Origin of the sequence: Winogradskyella undariae (assembly GCF_013285155.1) — a bacterium.
GTDB classification, from domain to species: domain Bacteria; phylum Bacteroidota; class Bacteroidia; order Flavobacteriales; family Flavobacteriaceae; genus Winogradskyella; species Winogradskyella undariae.
The window spans coordinates 1-15270 of record NZ_JABTEL010000003.1 but is presented as its reverse complement, the minus strand read 5'-3'; the positions used below and the strand labels follow the sequence as shown (position 1 = coordinate 15270).

At 32.4% G+C, this 15270-nt stretch carries 12 protein-coding genes; 9 read left to right on the top strand and 3 right to left on the bottom strand.

All coding sequences use genetic code 11. The features are described from left to right. Positions 1-51: 51 nt before the first annotated feature. Positions 52-1281 (bottom strand): metallophosphoesterase, encoded by a 1230-nt coding sequence (locus HSX10_RS04620; protein ID WP_173587044.1) that lies wholly within the window; start codon positions 1279-1281, stop codon positions 52-54. Between the two features lie 144 nt (positions 1282-1425). On the opposite strand from HSX10_RS04620, the gene HSX10_RS04615 reads away from it, so the two are divergent. Next, positions 1426-3099: an MFS transporter gene (locus tag HSX10_RS04615; RefSeq protein ID WP_173587043.1), complete on the top strand. Its 1674-nt coding sequence runs from the start codon at positions 1426-1428 to the stop codon at positions 3097-3099. Between the two features lie 98 nt (positions 3100-3197). Here the strand turns inward: HSX10_RS04615 and HSX10_RS04610 are convergent, their stop codons facing one another. Further along, a complete protein-coding gene (locus tag HSX10_RS04610; protein ID WP_173587042.1) occupies positions 3198-4610 on the bottom strand; it encodes an aldehyde dehydrogenase family protein in 1413 nt (470 codons plus the stop codon). Positions 4611-4885: 275 nt separating this feature from the next. On the opposite strand from HSX10_RS04610, the gene HSX10_RS04605 reads away from it, so the two are divergent. The 8 genes from HSX10_RS04605 (at position 4886) to HSX10_RS18865 (ending at position 14607) form a co-directional block, all read left to right on the top strand. Continuing rightward, positions 4886-5155 (top strand): hypothetical protein, encoded by a 270-nt coding sequence (locus HSX10_RS04605; RefSeq protein ID WP_173587041.1) that lies wholly within the window; start codon positions 4886-4888, stop codon positions 5153-5155. 507 nt (positions 5156-5662) lie between these two features. Continuing rightward, a complete protein-coding gene (polA, locus tag HSX10_RS04600; protein WP_173587040.1) occupies positions 5663-8506 on the top strand; it encodes a DNA polymerase I in 2844 nt (947 codons plus the stop codon). Positions 8507-8834: 328 nt separating this feature from the next. Then, a complete protein-coding gene (locus tag HSX10_RS04595) occupies positions 8835-9062 on the top strand; it encodes a helix-turn-helix domain-containing protein (protein ID WP_173587039.1) in 228 nt (75 codons plus the stop codon). Next, positions 9052-10287 (top strand): DNA cytosine methyltransferase, encoded by a 1236-nt coding sequence (locus HSX10_RS04590; protein ID WP_173587038.1) that lies wholly within the window; start codon positions 9052-9054, stop codon positions 10285-10287. The genes HSX10_RS04595 and HSX10_RS04590 overlap by 11 nt, the downstream gene beginning before the upstream one ends. After that, entirely contained in the window at positions 10281-12467 is a 2187-nt protein-coding gene (locus HSX10_RS04585) for an ATP-binding protein (RefSeq protein WP_173587037.1), read from the top strand. The genes HSX10_RS04590 and HSX10_RS04585 overlap by 7 nt, the downstream gene beginning before the upstream one ends. A gap of 5 nt (positions 12468-12472) precedes the next feature. Next, entirely contained in the window at positions 12473-13819 is a 1347-nt protein-coding gene (locus tag HSX10_RS04580; RefSeq protein WP_173587036.1) for a hypothetical protein, read from the top strand. A gap of 6 nt (positions 13820-13825) precedes the next feature. Beyond that, on the top strand, positions 13826-14119 hold the full coding sequence (locus tag HSX10_RS04575) for a hypothetical protein (RefSeq protein WP_173587035.1): 294 nt from the start codon (positions 13826-13828) through the stop codon (positions 14117-14119). Between the two features lie 14 nt (positions 14120-14133). After that, positions 14134-14607, top strand: coding sequence for an HNH endonuclease (locus HSX10_RS18865; RefSeq protein ID WP_173587391.1), 474 nt, complete (start codon positions 14134-14136; stop codon positions 14605-14607). Between the two features lie 438 nt (positions 14608-15045). Here HSX10_RS18865 and HSX10_RS04565 read toward each other — a convergent pair. Beyond that, on the bottom strand, positions 15046-15270 hold a 225-nt coding region (locus HSX10_RS04565), incomplete at its 5' end, for an endonuclease domain-containing protein (RefSeq protein WP_254453198.1).

Here is a 15270-nt window from a genome sequence, read left to right as displayed (position 1 = left end):
ACAGCTATAAGTTACAGTATCCTTTATATAAAAGTAAGCAATTCTTTACAATTAAGCGTTTTTCGGTCCTTTTTTGAGCTCAATCACGGTGATTTCTGGCCAAATACCAACACGTCCAGGATATCCTAAATACCCAAACCCTCTATTAACATTAATATGTTGATTTAACTCAGTATAAATACCAGCCCAATGTTTATAACGCCATTTCGCAGGACTCCATTTAATCCAACCCGGAATTTCTATTCCAAATTGCATTCCATGCGTGTGACCGCTCAACGTTAAATGGTAATGATAAGGATCATTGAGTACTTTAGCTTCCCAATGACTTGGATCGTGACTCATTAATATTTTAAAATCATCAGACTGTATTTCTGATGCGGCTTTAGTTAAATCTCCAGCTTTTTTAAAACCTCCTTTACCCCAATTTTCAACACCTACTAGCGCTAATCGTTGTCCGTCTTTTTCGAGATATCGACTTTCATTCAACAATAAATCAAAGCCAATTTCTTTTTGAATCGCTTTTAAATCTTCAAGATTTTGATGTTTCGCTTCAGGTGAATTCCAATCGACATAATCACCATAATCGTGATTTCCTAAAACAGAAAACTTACCGTCTTTAGCCTTTAATCTTCCAAAGGTATCTTTCCAAGGCAGCATTTCAGACGCTTTATTATTCACCATATCACCGGTAAATAACAACACATCAGACTCTTGTTCATTTATAAGATCTATAGCATATTCAATCTTACTTTTATCATCAAAACTCCCTGAATGTATATCACTAATCTGAGTAATTCTATAACCATGAAAAGCCTCGGGTAAATCATTAAAATGTAACGTATAGTTAAGGACTCTAAAATTATATTTCCCTTTATACATGCCATACAAAAGCGAACCAAATGGTATGGCAGCTAAACCTAAAGCCACCTGACTCACAAATTTACGACGCGATGGTAAATGAAATTCATCTTTCCTAACCACCACTTTATCATAAAGCCCTATAATTCCTCTAATAATATCTTCGCCAAACAAAAATGGAATAAGTACTATATTGAAAGCCATGAAAGTCAATAAAAACCCGAATGCAAAACTTTTAGGTGGCGTTAATACGCGTCCTTCATTGCCCGAAGTAAATTGAAAAATAAAATTACCTACCACTACAATGGCAACAGCAAAAAACAGGTAATAAACCCAAGTTTGTTTAGTAACTGTTCTTATAGCTTGAAAACCATAAACCGTTAATATCAAAAATAATAGAGCAAAAAGTATCCAACGAATCATCTTGTTTATTTGAATTGACAAAATTAAGTATCTCAAAAATGACTTATCTTATGAAACTGTTAAAGGTTTAATTCGTAAATTTCAATTCAATTTTTTGAATTTTATTTCTAAACCACAAATACACTAAACTAACAATTTTATAAAATGAGTGATAATCAAAATAACAAATCGGCATTAGCCACCCTATGTACGGTTTTCTTTTTCTGGGGATTTATAGCTGCATCAAACAGTGTTTTTATTCCTTTTTGTAAAACTTATTTTAATATTGATCAGTTTCAGTCACAGTTGGTAGATTTTGCTTTTTACGGCGCTTATTACATTGGTGCACTTTCTCTTTTTGTTATGTCGAGTGCCATAAAACGAGACATCTTAAATAACTGGGGCTATAAAAATGGTATTGTTTACGGTTTACTTCTTTCTGCCATTGGTGCCTTTGTTATGTTTCCTGTTACTGCAGGAGCAGAACAAGGACAAACCGGAGTTTTCTATTTGGTACTTATCGCCTTCTTTATTGTTGCTCTTGGATTTTCATTACAACAAACCGCTGCTAATCCTTTTACTGTAGCACTTGGTGACCCAAAAACAGGATCTCATCGCTTAAACTTAACAGGCGGTATTAACTCTTTTGGAACAACCATAGGACCTATCGTTGTCAGTCTAGCCATTTTTGGTACGGCTTCTTGGTCTACAGATCAATTGGCCGAAAAAATTAATTCGAATGAAATCACATTAGTAACCGTTCAGGTTTTATACATGTGCGTTGGCGCCTTATTTTTAATCGCCGCAGGCCTGTTTCATTTTTCAAAAAAACTTCCGGCATTAAAATCTGATACCGCTTTTGAACCCGCTAATAAAGCTAGAAACTTATTACTTTTATTAACTTTAGTCATCATTAGTTGTTTTGGTTATATTTTTAGCACTTATGCTGGTGACACAGTGGCGACTGATGCGTTAGAACACACACGATTACTTATTTTATTCATTGCCCTTTTTGCTGTTATAGCTACCGTTTTTATAGCTAACACAAGAGCCTCTAAAAATCCAGAAGGTTGGGGCGCTATGAAATACCCACAACTCGTTTTAGGGATGCTCGCTATATTTACCTATGTTGGTGTAGAAGTTACTACAGGAAGTAACCTTGGTGAACTTTTAAAACAAAGTTTTGAAGACACAGGATTAAACTCCCTTGGTCTACCTGTTTTAAATGATTCGGAATTAGGAAAGTATATTTCTCTTTATTGGGGTGGACTTATGATAGGAAGATGGGTTGGCGCTATTACTGTTTTTAACCCAAGTAAAGGCTTGAAGAAAGTCCTTTTAATTATAGTTCCATATGTAGCTTTTGGCGTTATCATTTTAGCCAACTTAGTCAAATACAGTTTTACAATTAATGAAATTCTCTTTTTCGGAATTTGTATAGCCGTACAAATTGGCGGCTTTTTATTCGCAAAAGACAACCCTGTTAAGACTTTAAAAACATTTAGCACATTGGGTGTATTAGCCATGCTAATAGGACTGTTTTCTTCTGGAAACATTGCTTTATTCGCTTTCTTATCTGGTGGATTATGTTGTTCTATAATGTGGCCATGTATTTTCACCTTAAGCATTGCTGGTTTAGGAAAATACACCTCTCAAGGTTCTGCTTTTTTAATTATGATGATTTTAGGAGGAGCTATTATTCCACCATTACAAGGGAAGTTAGCAGATGTCTTTACCATTCAATCCTCATATTGGATGGCTGTAGCTTGTTTTGCTTATTTATTATTTTATGCTTTTAGAGCTAAAACAATTTTGGATAAACAAGGTGTTACGTACTAGTTGAATTTTTATTCTAATAAAACATCTTGAATAAAAAAATTGCTCTTAAGTATTTGTAATCCTTAAGAGCAATTTTAATCTAGCTTAACTAACAAAGACTAGAACCATTTAATAGTCAACCTTGTTAGCTTTTCCTTAAACCCTGTATAAGGAGGGAATAACAATTCAGTTACACCAAAAGTATTTTGTTTCATTATAGCACGTTCATTGCTAAAAGATTTAAATCCATGAAACCCATGACTCTTACCAATTCCGCTATTGTTAACACCACCAAAAGGTAACTCGTGATTGGCATAATGCAGCACACTATTATTAATACAAGTTCCGCCTGCTCTGGTATTATTTATAATTTTATTCGTGTTAGTTTTACTCTTGCTATAAATATAGAGTGCTAATGGTTGTGGTTTTGAGTTGATATAAGCAATCGCAATATCCAAACTGTTATAAGTTACAATTGGTAATATAGGACCAAAAATTTCTTCCTCTAATAGTTTAGCTTCAGGTTTTAAATCTGAAATTATAGTCGGTGCTATATATTTTGAAGCGCTATCGGTATTGCCACCAACTTCAAACTTCGCATTTAATGCTTTTGCATTTTCCAAATAAGAATTTAAACGCTCAAAATGCTTATCTGTAACTATTCTACCATAAGATTCAGATACTTGTGGATTGTCCTTATAAAAAGCATCTATCCATTTCTTACAAGCTGTTATAAATTGAGATTTAATACTTTCATCTATTAAAACATAATCTGGAGACACACAGATTTGACCTGTGTTTAAAAACTTAGCCCACATTATTTTCTTAGCTGCTTTATCAATATTCGCCGTTTTATCTATTATCGTTGGTGACTTCCCTCCTAACTCTAAAGTTACGGATGCTAAATGTTGAGATGCAGCTTTCATAACGATCTTCCCAACGTTTGGAGAACCGGTAAAAAAGATATGATTAAATGGTAATTTTAATAATTGAGTAGATACCTCAACTTCACCTTGCACTACTGCAACTTCATCTTCAGAAAAGATTGCAGCAACAATTTTAGACATCAAATCTGATGCATTTGGCGTCATCTCCGAAGGTTTTATAATTACAGTATTTCCTGCTGCAATTGCTGAGACTAGCGGTCCAAATGTAAGATTAAAAGGAAAATTCCATGGCGAAATAATTAAACAAACCCCTTTTGGCTCATACTTTATATAAGAATTAGACCCCAATAAAGACATTGGTGTTTCTACGTTTTGTTTTCGCATCCATTGGTGCAAATGCTTTTTAGCATATTTTATATCACCTATAATAGCATAGATCTCTGTAAGCTCGGTTTCTAATACTGGCTTCCCTAAATCTTTATGTAAAGCATCTTGAATTTCTGTTCTGTAAGTGACTTCAATAGCATATTGAAGTTTATTTAAAGTTTCAATACGGGTTTTATAACTTTGGTTTCCAATTGCATACTGATTTTGATGCTGCTTTGAGAACACTTCAAAATAAGGGTTATTATTAAAATCTTTCATAATTAAAAGCTATTTATACGTACTTCAATCTTAATTTATGTATTTCATCGATACGATTTATAAAAAGGTGTTTTTAAACTTAAAAATGATTGTGTTCATCTTAGAAACTAACGTTTTAAAAGGGCTAACAATAGAAACCATGTATTTCAACGTGTTTTTTTACGAGCAATTTCCTTTTAACCGTTTATCGATTGTTTTTATCTAAAAATTATAACTACACTCAGAATGTTACGTTTCTTTGACTTGAAGTTAAACAAATATAACCTCTTACTATTATGAAAAACGGTTTAATCATCTTATTCTTTTTAACAATGTCTTTTACAGGATTCGCTCAACAAGACGTTATTGTTAACAATGAAACTGAAGTTGTTGAAACCGCTAAAACAATTAAATCTGAAACTTCAGAAGCTACAAGTGCTAGTGTTTCTGCTGAAGTGAAAGCTAAAGTTTTAAAAATAAATCGTAAGAAAAGTAACGAAATTATCAGTATTAAAGCTTACAGAAAGAGTCTTCAAATTAAAGTTAAGACTATAAAAACCTGTTAAGCCTCCAAACATTACGCTATTAATCATTTATAAGAAAGTCGAAACTTACGTTTCGGCTTTTTTTTTATCTAAAAATTGATAATATAGAATCTTAATAAAAAGAACTCTTCAAGTTTAAAAACACAAAAAAACAACTACGGACTGCATACGGACTATGTACGGAGTATCTATAAAGTCCGAAATAAACTAAAACCTATTAAATACCGCTTCTTAATATTAAACCTTATTTTCATGAATTATCTTTTCAAATTAATGAAAGTGAAGCACTCAAAAAACCTATAGGTCTGATAACTTTTTCGTAGTTTTGAAGCTCCTGTCTGTTCGAGTATGGTAGAGATTAAAAATATATTTTGAATTGAAGATTGCAAACGTAGTTTTAAGAATTTGATTTTTAAAATTCCGTTACCTATAAACCTTTTGTAAGTTAGGGTTAGGTGTTTTCAATGAAACTATATTTTCATCTCAGTAATGCTTAAGGAGACATCCAATTTCAAATTAAACTTCTATATGTCAGATCAAAAACGCCTATTTTTAGTAGATGCCTATGCTTTAATCTTTAGAGGCTACTACGCTTTTATAAAAAACCCTAGAATCAATTCTAAAGGAGAAGATACCTCTGCTATTATGGGATTTATGAATTCACTTTTAGATGTTATAAAACGTGAGCGACCAGATCATTTAGCGGTATGTTTTGATAAAGGCGGAAGTGCTGATCGTGTAGAAATGTTTGAAGCTTACAAAGCCAACAGAGATGAAACACCTGAAGGTATAAAAACAGCGGTGCCTCATATCTACGAAATTCTAAAAGCCATGCATATCCCAATAATGGTAAAAGAAGGTTTTGAAGCCGATGATGTTATAGGAACCCTTGCTAAAAAAGCAGAAAAGGAAGGTTACAAAACCTTTATGGTGACTCCAGATAAGGATTTTGCACAACTCGTTTCTGAAAACATATTTATGTACCGCCCTGTTTTTGGTGGTGGTTACGAAACTTGGGGAATCCCCGAAGTACAAAAGAAATTTGAAGTTACCGATCCACTTCAAGTCATTGACTTTTTAGGAATGATGGGAGATGCTTCTGATAATATTCCTGGACTACCTGGTGTTGGGGAAAAAACGGCTAAGAAATTTTTAGCTGCTTATGGTAGTATGGAAAACCTTTTTGCAAATTCGCATGAATTAAAAGGGAAGATGAAAGAGAAAATTGAAGCCAACCAAGAACTTGGATTATTATCTAAAAAATTGGCTACTATTATGCTTGATGTTCCTGTAGAATTTGATGCTGCCGATTTTGAAATGTCTGAACCAGATATTCCTAAAGTGACAGAAATTTTTCAAGAATTAGAATTTAGACGTTTAATTGATAATTTTACCAAGACTTTTTCAGTAGAAGCAACTAAAGCTGCAACTGCTACTTCCGATAAAAAAGAAGCCCCTAAAACCACACCGACTGAAGAAAAATCTGCAGGAGCTGGTCAGTTCTCCTTATTTGGTGGCGGCGAACCTTCTGCAACAGAAATCGTATCTGAGTTTATACGTAAAACAGCAGAAAATACTTCTCATTTTTACCAAAGTGTAGCGCCTGGTATGGCAACAAAGCTTTTTGTAAAGAATTTAATGAGTCAAACCTCTGTATGTTTTGATACAGAAACTACCGGTTTAGATGCCTTAACAGCAGAATTGGTTGGGATTTCATTTTCATGGGAAACCGGAAAAGGATATTACGTTCCCTTCCCTGAAGACCGAGCAGAAGCGCAAAATCTTATAGAAACTTTTAGACCCTTTTTTGAAGCCGAAACCATTGAAAAAATTGGTCAGAATTTAAAATACGACATTAAAGTTTTAGCCAAATACAACCTACAAGTTAAAGGTAAATTATTTGATACCATGCTAGCGCATTATTTAATTAATGCAGATATGCGACATAATATGGATATCCTAGCCGAAACGTATTTAAACTATACACCTATTTCTATTACAGAACTGATTGGTAAAAAAGGAAAGAATCAACTCTCTATGCGCGATGTTTCGTTAGAAAAACTAACGGAATACGCTGTTGAAGATGCTGATATTACTTTACAGTTAAAAGAACATTTTACAACAGAATTAGGAGAAGCTAATACGCAGAAATTATTCGATGAGATTGAAATCCCCTTACTTCGTGTTTTAGCAGCGATGGAATTAGAAGGTATTAATCTCGATAAGGACTTCTTAAACTCACTTTCGGATGCGCTTAATAACGACATTCTAAATCTAGAACAAGAAATTTATGCCGCTGCGGGTGAAGAATTCAATATTGCTTCACCTAAACAATTAGGAATTGTCCTTTTTGAAAACATGAAATTAGTAGACAAACCTAAGAAAACTAAAACAGGCCAATATTCTACTGCAGAAGACGTATTAAGTTACTTAGCTAAAGAACACAAAATTATTCAGAATGTTTTAGACTACAGAGGTCTCGCCAAGTTAAAAAGTACTTATGTAGACGCCTTACCATTACAGATAGAACCAACAACAGGGCGCGTACACACAGATTATATGCAAACCGTTGCAGCTACAGGGCGTTTAAGTAGTAACAATCCTAATTTACAGAACATCCCAATTCGTACCGAACGTGGTCGCCAAGTGCGAAAAGCCTTTGTACCAAGAAATGAAGAGTACACCTTACTTGCTGCCGATTATTCGCAAATAGAATTACGAATCATTGCCGCCTTAAGTGAAGAAGAAACCATGATTGAAGCCTTTAAAAACGGTGAAGATATTCATGCTTCTACCGCTTCCAAAGTATTTAATGTGCCTTTAGAAGAAGTGACCAGAGAACAACGTAGTAATGCCAAAACCGTCAATTTCGGAATCATCTATGGGGTTTCTGCCTTCGGATTAAGTAACCAAACCGATTTATCGCGTGGCGAAGCCAAAGAACTTATTGACACTTATTACGAAACCTACCCAAAATTAAAAGCCTACATGAGTAAGCAAGTCGATTTTGCTCGCGATCATGGCTATGTATCTACCGTTTTAGGGCGTCGTCGTTATTTAAAAGATATCAACTCTCGTAACGCTGTGGTTAGAGGAGCTGCAGAGCGAAATGCTGTAAACGCACCGATACAAGGATCTGCTGCTGATATTATTAAAATTGCCATGATTAATATTTACAACAAGCTTGAAGCTGGTAATTATAAATCTAAAATGCTCCTACAAGTGCATGATGAATTGGTCTTCGATATCTACAAACCAGAACTCGAAGAACTCACCACCTTAATTAAAACGGAAATGGAAGGTGCTTTTAAATTGGATGTGCCGCTTGATGTTGAGGTGGATACTGGTTTGAATTGGTTGGAGGCGCATTAATTTTAGAGTTTGGGCGTTACCCGAAAAAGGGTCAGGCTATTCGTTGCAAGTCCTCGTTCATTCCTCACTGTGGGCTTTCCACTACTATCCTTAACGCAAATAAACATTAATGATGTATTATATTAAAAGAAATTACTCATACTTCTTTTAATATAATACATCATGCTCGTTTGCTGCTTAAATGAATTAGAATATCGCAAAGACAAGGCCTACTACTCCATTTTTTTACTAAATTAATAAAACTAAACTTTACCAAAAAGTGACTCATAGTCCGTTGTAATAAATACAACATCAGATTAAATTTGATTTATATTTTTTTTCAAATTACATGAGTATTAATAAAAAAATCGGTAAGCGTATCCTAACGCTTAGAAAAGCTCAAAAATTATCGCAAGAAGCTTTGGCCCACAAGGCCGATGTTGATAGAACCTACATGACTGGTGTAGAAACGGGAAAACGAAATGTAACCGTGAGGGTTTTAGACAGAATAATCCATGGTCTAGGAACAAACTTTGCAACATTTTTTAATGACAAAGAGTTTGACGATGAAAAATAAATATACGTTTATAGATTTGTTTTCAGGAGCAGGAGGACTTTCTGAAGGTTTTATTAAAGCTGGATTTACTCCAATTGCACATGTTGAAATTGACAAAAAAGCTTGTGAAACTTTAGAAACTAGATTAGTCTATCATAAGTTAAAATCTGAAAATAGAACACAAAATTATTACGATTACATTTCAGAGAAAATGAGTCGTGAGGATTTTTTGAAAAACTATGGTTCAACTGAACTTTCCAATTCTGTTATAAACATTCCAATTGGAGGAGATAACAATAAAATCATTTTCGACAAAATTGATAAGCTGAATAAAGGTAATAAAGTAGACTTAATTATTGGTGGACCTCCTTGTCAAGCCTATTCTCTCGTTGGAAGAGCAAGAGATAAAGATGGTATGAAAAATGACCCTCGAAACTTCCTGTATAAAGAATACGCTAAATTTTTAAAAAAATACAATCCTAAAGTCTTTGTATTTGAAAATGTAATGGGCTTAATAACTGCTGAAAAAGGAAGTTATTTTAAAAATATGCAAGCATATTTTAAACGTATAGGATATGAATTAGATTATACTATTCAAAAATCAGAGCATTTTGGAGTTTTACAAAAAAGAAGACGGATTATTTTAATAGGTTGGCAAAAAGGCACAGATTTTAAATACCCAAAATTTGACAAACTCAACGAGAAATTTACTATAAGTCAAATTCTATCTGATTTAAAAAAACTAAAACCTGGAGACCAAAAAAATGTCACAAATTATGCTAAACCTACAACAGCATATCTTGAAAAATTTAAATTAAGAAATGGAGTTGACTTTGTAACGCAACATATAGCTAGACCTCACAATGAAAGAGATTTAAATATATACAAAATTGCAATAAACAAGTGGTTGAAAAAATCAGAACGATTAAAATATCCTGATTTACCGACTGAACTTAAAACACATAAAAATGAAAAATCATTTGTTGACAGATACAAAGTTGTTGACATTAATGGTCTATCACACACAATGGTTGCTCACATAGCAAAGGATGGTCACCATTATATCTATCCAGACAATAAACAAATAAGATCTTTATCAGTTAGAGAAGCTGCAAGAGTCCAATCTTTTCCAGACAATTTCTTTTTTGAAGGTGGTAGAAGTGCTGCATTTAGACAAATTGGAAATGCAGTTCCTCCTTTGATGGCGAATGAGATTGCAAATAAAATTAAAGAACAATTATGGTAAACAAAAAGAAACATCGCATTAAAGCGAAAAGCCATATTCTAAGTCTTTTAGGAGAGGAATTAATTGGAAGTGATAGCTTGGCTATTTTTGAGCTTGTAAAAAATGCCTACGATGCAGATGCCGATAAAGTCAAAGTCCAATTTATTGACCTAAATACGGAATCTCAACAAATAATAATTGAAGATGATGGTCATGGTATGTCCGCACAAACAATAGAAAATGTTTGGCTCACCATTGGTACTGATTTCAAAAGAGGTAAAAACAGAAAAGTTAGTAATAAATATAACCGAGTGTCATTTGGAAACAAAGGTGTAGGCAGACTTGCTGTGCATAAGCTAGCAAAGATAATTGAACTAGAAACTCAAGAATCTGGTCAAATGTTCTCTAACAGACTAGAAATCAACTGGCCTAAACTGATAAACTCTAAAGAATTCATACAAGAGTTAGAAGTTGAAGTTGAAACCGTAGCAAACATAAACTTTGAAAAAGGTCAAGGAACAAGGATTACATTAAGCGATCTAACAACTAAAAACTGGACTAAAAAAAGTTTTAGAGAACTGGTTCGTAAAATAGACAATATTAAAAACCCTTTTCAAGAATCATCAGATTTTTCTATTGAAATAACTTGCAACGACTGGCATAAAGAATGGATTGAAAGTATAAAAACACCAAAAGAAATTCTTGAAAATAGTTTGTACCAATTTGATTTCAATTTAGATTTATCTAAAAAAGATGAAAAGCAGTACCCTTTTGCGAATTTTAATTGGAGTTATAAATTCAATCCTCACAAAAACATTAACATAGAAAAAGATGAAAAACAATCTGAGAAAAAAAATCCTTTGCTACTAATTGGCGAATCATTTAAAGATATAGATGGTCTTGACGCGGAAGGAAAACCATTGTACAAGAAATATCTCCAGAATTCTGATCTAAAAGGAATTGGCAATATCCAAGGTCGTTTTTATGTTTTTAATCAAAATAGAGCAATACTAGAAGGTCATTTCCCGGGTCAATTACAAGCTGTTAAAAACTACATAAGTGACAATAAAGGTGTTAAGATTTTTAGAGATAATATACGAGTTTATAATTACGGAGAATCCAATGATGATTGGTTAAACTTAGATTATGACAAAATTCAGCATGCTGGTTCTCATTTTGGAAAGAAAGTTACAATTGGCGTTATTGAATTAGATTTAGCTTCAAGCGTTAATGGTTTAGTAGAAAAAACTAATAGAGAAGGTTTAATTGAGAATATCACTTACGATAAGTTTCAAATAATAGTTAAGTCTATTTTTAGTTTTTTTGAAAAAAATGCTTTACAGGATAAAGAAAAAATAGATGAATTTTTAGAGGAATTAAAACCTATTAAAAAAATTGGCTTTGGAGATACTATTAGAGAATTAGAAGAAAAATTAAAAGAAAAAAATCTTGACAAAGAACTTGATCCTTTATTGAAAAAAGTAGGCAAGGATTATAATGAAATGCGTGATATTATGATTAATTCTGGGATGACAGGATTAAATCTTGGAATAGCTTTTCATGAAATAGAAAGAGAAATGAAATATATTAATTCAGACTTACAAACTGATAAAATTAATATTATCGAAATTAAAGATAGAGTTTCAAGTCTTCTGCAAATTATGGAGAGTCTATCTCCACTATTACGAAAAAACAAAAAATCAAATTCAACAGCTAAGACAATCATAGAGATTTCTAAAAGAAGAAATGACAACAGATTTAATTACCACGAAATTGTCTTTTCTTCTCCCGTTTTAACAGGAGAACTGCCAGATTTCAAATTTAAAGGACCTACTAATTTGATAATTAGTGCTGTTTCAAATTTAATAGATAATAGTATTTATTGGACAACTGCAAAACGAGATTTAAAAGGTAGCACATATCAACCTGCTATATTTATAGGTACTGACATAGCAACATACGACGCTCCATCAATCATTATAGCTGATAATGGAAATGGATTCTCGATGGAACCTGAATATTTAACACAAGCTTTCAAAACAAACAAAGAAGAAGGCGGAATGGGACTAGGCTTATATTTTGCTGATTTAGTAATGAAAATGACAGGAGGCAAATTATTGTTTCCAGATGTTGCAGATTTAGATCTACCGCCAGCATATACAGGAGCATGTATTGTATTAGTTTTTCCAAAAAATCAATAAAAAAAATGATTACACCTCAAAATAAAATAATCATCGTTGATGATGATAAATCTGAATTAGAAACTCTTACAAAAGCATTTTTAAGTACAGGTGTTGGCTGTAGACCTTTTGAATATGAAATAGAATACAACACTCCCTTAAACGGAATTAGACTAGCTTTTTTTGACCTAAACCTAACTACAAGTAGAGTAAATAGTATCGCAGATACTCAAAAAGACCTAATCCAATTAAACACTGCTGTATTTAATGATTTAGCGATTGCTATTAACCAATATATTTCTAAGGAAAATGGTCCATATGCATTAATATTTTGGACTAAAAACAAAAAAGTCATCCAAGCTTTTATAGAATACATGCAAGATCCTACAAGAGGTTTTTCAGACACAGCTTCTCCATTTTTTATAGGAGAACTCGATAAATCTGAAATTAATAATGATAATATATTAGAAAAATTATCTACCATTTTTGAAGATGATAAAATTAAATTCTATTTTGATTTTGAAGAAAAAGCGAGAATAGCCGGATCAAAAACGATAGACAAATTACATTCCATTATCCCTAAGGATGAAAAATGGGGAGATACAGTTTTATATTTTGAAAATATAGATAAAGTTCTTTCTAAAATAGCCATTACAACTATTGGGTTTGATTACGCAAAAGAAAAACCCGAAAAGGGTATTTATGACGGTTTAATTCAGATTATGAACAATGAAATAATAAATTCAAGCCCTAAAATTAACAAAGAAAAATTAATTCCGACTTTAACTAATGCTATGAAATTTGGTGATGTAAAATTTCCTTGTATCGCAATTTCACAGAAACTAAATACAATATTTCATATTGACTATGAAAGAATACAAAAAGATGACAGAGGTGTTGTTCTTAATTTAGATAAAAAAAACAATAAATTAATTCAAACATTTGGTATTACAAATCTCGATGAATGGATAATAAGAGTTTTGGCAATTAAGGATAATAAAACTGAATTAATTAAGAAAATAAAAAAGGATTCTAAATTTATTGCTATTGAATTTAGTTCTGCTTGTGATTATTCTCAAAAAAAAGATAGAGCTAATAAATACATATTAGGCGTTTTAATCCCAGAAATAGATTTCACTAAGGATGTTAATACTAGAGGCCGTATAGAAAGCAGCTATCATATAGGAGGTTGCACTTTTTATTATGAAAATTCACCTGTTCAAATATGTCTTGATTTAAATTTTGTCATAGGCACAACACCGCAAGACTCAAGATTAGGAGACCCTCTTTTTTCTTTAAATAAAGAAATAATTGATATGTTAGGTAATAAATATGCTAGTCATGTCTCTAGGATAGGTATCACAAGTTTTTAACCAATAATGAAATCCTACAATAAATCGCAAAAGAGAAGCAAAGAGTTTCTAGAGGTAAGTTTTTATTTTTCAAAGTTTGGAGAAGTAAATAACAACGAAAATTATCCTTCTCCACCATCTCGCCTTAAGGTTGATAAATGGAATAACGCTTATAGAATTTTCTATGAGAAATTAAATAGAGGTAGAACAGTTTTAGCTTTTGAACGCAGTTTAAAAAATGCACGTGACGCATTTGATAGTCACTTGCCAAATTCTCAACGCATTGGATGGTTATCAGACAATAAAAACCAAATCCATTAGGGAAAGAATCTCAAATTATTTTTGATGATTTAATTGACAAAACAGAAGATCAGGTTTGGGATATTATTAAAATATACTCTGATTTAAAAGCAAAAGACTACAAGCAAATTTTTGATGATCTTATTAGTATTCAAGAAAGCGAATCTGAATATAAAACAGGAAAAACAGAAGGAGGTATAAAAGTAGCTACTATAAATAAATATGAAAGACAGCCTTCCATTAAAAATGAAGCTATAAAAATTCATGGATTAGAATGTGTTGCTTGTGGGTTCAACTTTCAGGATTTCTATGGAGATTGGGGAAAAGGATTTATAGAAGTACATCACATCCAACCATTATCTGAAAACAAAGGAATAGAAATTGAAACTAACCCGAAAACAGATTTAGCTGTACTATGTGCTAATTGTCATAGAATGGTTCATCGAAAAAAAAACATTACACTATCAGTTCAAGAATTAAAAGAAAAAATTAAAAAAATTAGAAGATAATACCAATTCTCTTTTACACCCTTAAAGTCCCCTCAAGGGGACATTTGATAAAGGAAAATAGAATATTCATAGGGTTTATTGATGTTGTCTAGCGCGTTCTTTTAACTCTGGATTGTATGGTATTATTTTGTTTTCCATTGTACTAATTTATCACTCTTCTTTTCAACACCCCTAAAGTCCCCTCAAGGGGACATTTGATAATGGAAAATAGAATATTCATAGGGTTTATTGATTGGGAATTGGGAAAATAAATTTAATTCTTTACACTTATACTTCTTGGTGAGGATTGTCCCCTTGAAGATAAACGAGAAACAAAATATATTTTGTTTTGAAGGTTGCAAGTGTAGCTCTTTAGGGGTGTTTTAAAACCTACTCGGTTAATTCTTTTATTTTCTCTTCTATAACCAACAACACACTAAACATATTCTTTTTAACCTCCTAATTAGAAAACCTTAAAAAAGTAACATCATAAGCCTCTAGTTCACTTTGCCGTTTGGTATCATATCTAAAACGATGCTCATGGCTATCGCCATCAATTTCAATCACCAACCCTATTTCATGGCAATAAAAATCTACAATGTAATTTAGCATTGGTACTTGCCTATGAAACTGAACACCATAAGCACGCTGTTTTATATGTTGCCATAGTAAGACTTCAGGTAA

Bases quoted from the DNA above. Each gene is read 5' to 3' on its own strand.
- HSX10_RS04620 (WP_173587044.1), bottom strand. From the start codon at position 1,281: ATGATTCGTTGGATACTTTTTGCTCTATTATTTTTGATATTAACGGTT.
- HSX10_RS04615 (WP_173587043.1), top strand. From the start codon at position 1,426: ATGAGTGATAATCAAAATAACAAATCGGCATTAGCCACCCTATGTACG.
- HSX10_RS04610 (WP_173587042.1), bottom strand. From the start codon at position 4,610: ATGAAAGATTTTAATAATAACCCTTATTTTGAAGTGTTCTCAAAGCAG.
- HSX10_RS04605 (WP_173587041.1), top strand. From the start codon at position 4,886: ATGAAAAACGGTTTAATCATCTTATTCTTTTTAACAATGTCTTTTACA.
- polA (WP_173587040.1), top strand. From the start codon at position 5,663: ATGTCAGATCAAAAACGCCTATTTTTAGTAGATGCCTATGCTTTAATC.
- HSX10_RS04595 (WP_173587039.1), top strand. From the start codon at position 8,835: ATGAGTATTAATAAAAAAATCGGTAAGCGTATCCTAACGCTTAGAAAA.
- HSX10_RS04590 (WP_173587038.1), top strand. From the start codon at position 9,052: ATGAAAAATAAATATACGTTTATAGATTTGTTTTCAGGAGCAGGAGGA.
- HSX10_RS04585 (WP_173587037.1), top strand. From the start codon at position 10,281: ATGGTAAACAAAAAGAAACATCGCATTAAAGCGAAAAGCCATATTCTA.
- HSX10_RS04580 (WP_173587036.1), top strand. From the start codon at position 12,473: ATGATTACACCTCAAAATAAAATAATCATCGTTGATGATGATAAATCT.
- HSX10_RS04575 (WP_173587035.1), top strand. From the start codon at position 13,826: ATGAAATCCTACAATAAATCGCAAAAGAGAAGCAAAGAGTTTCTAGAG.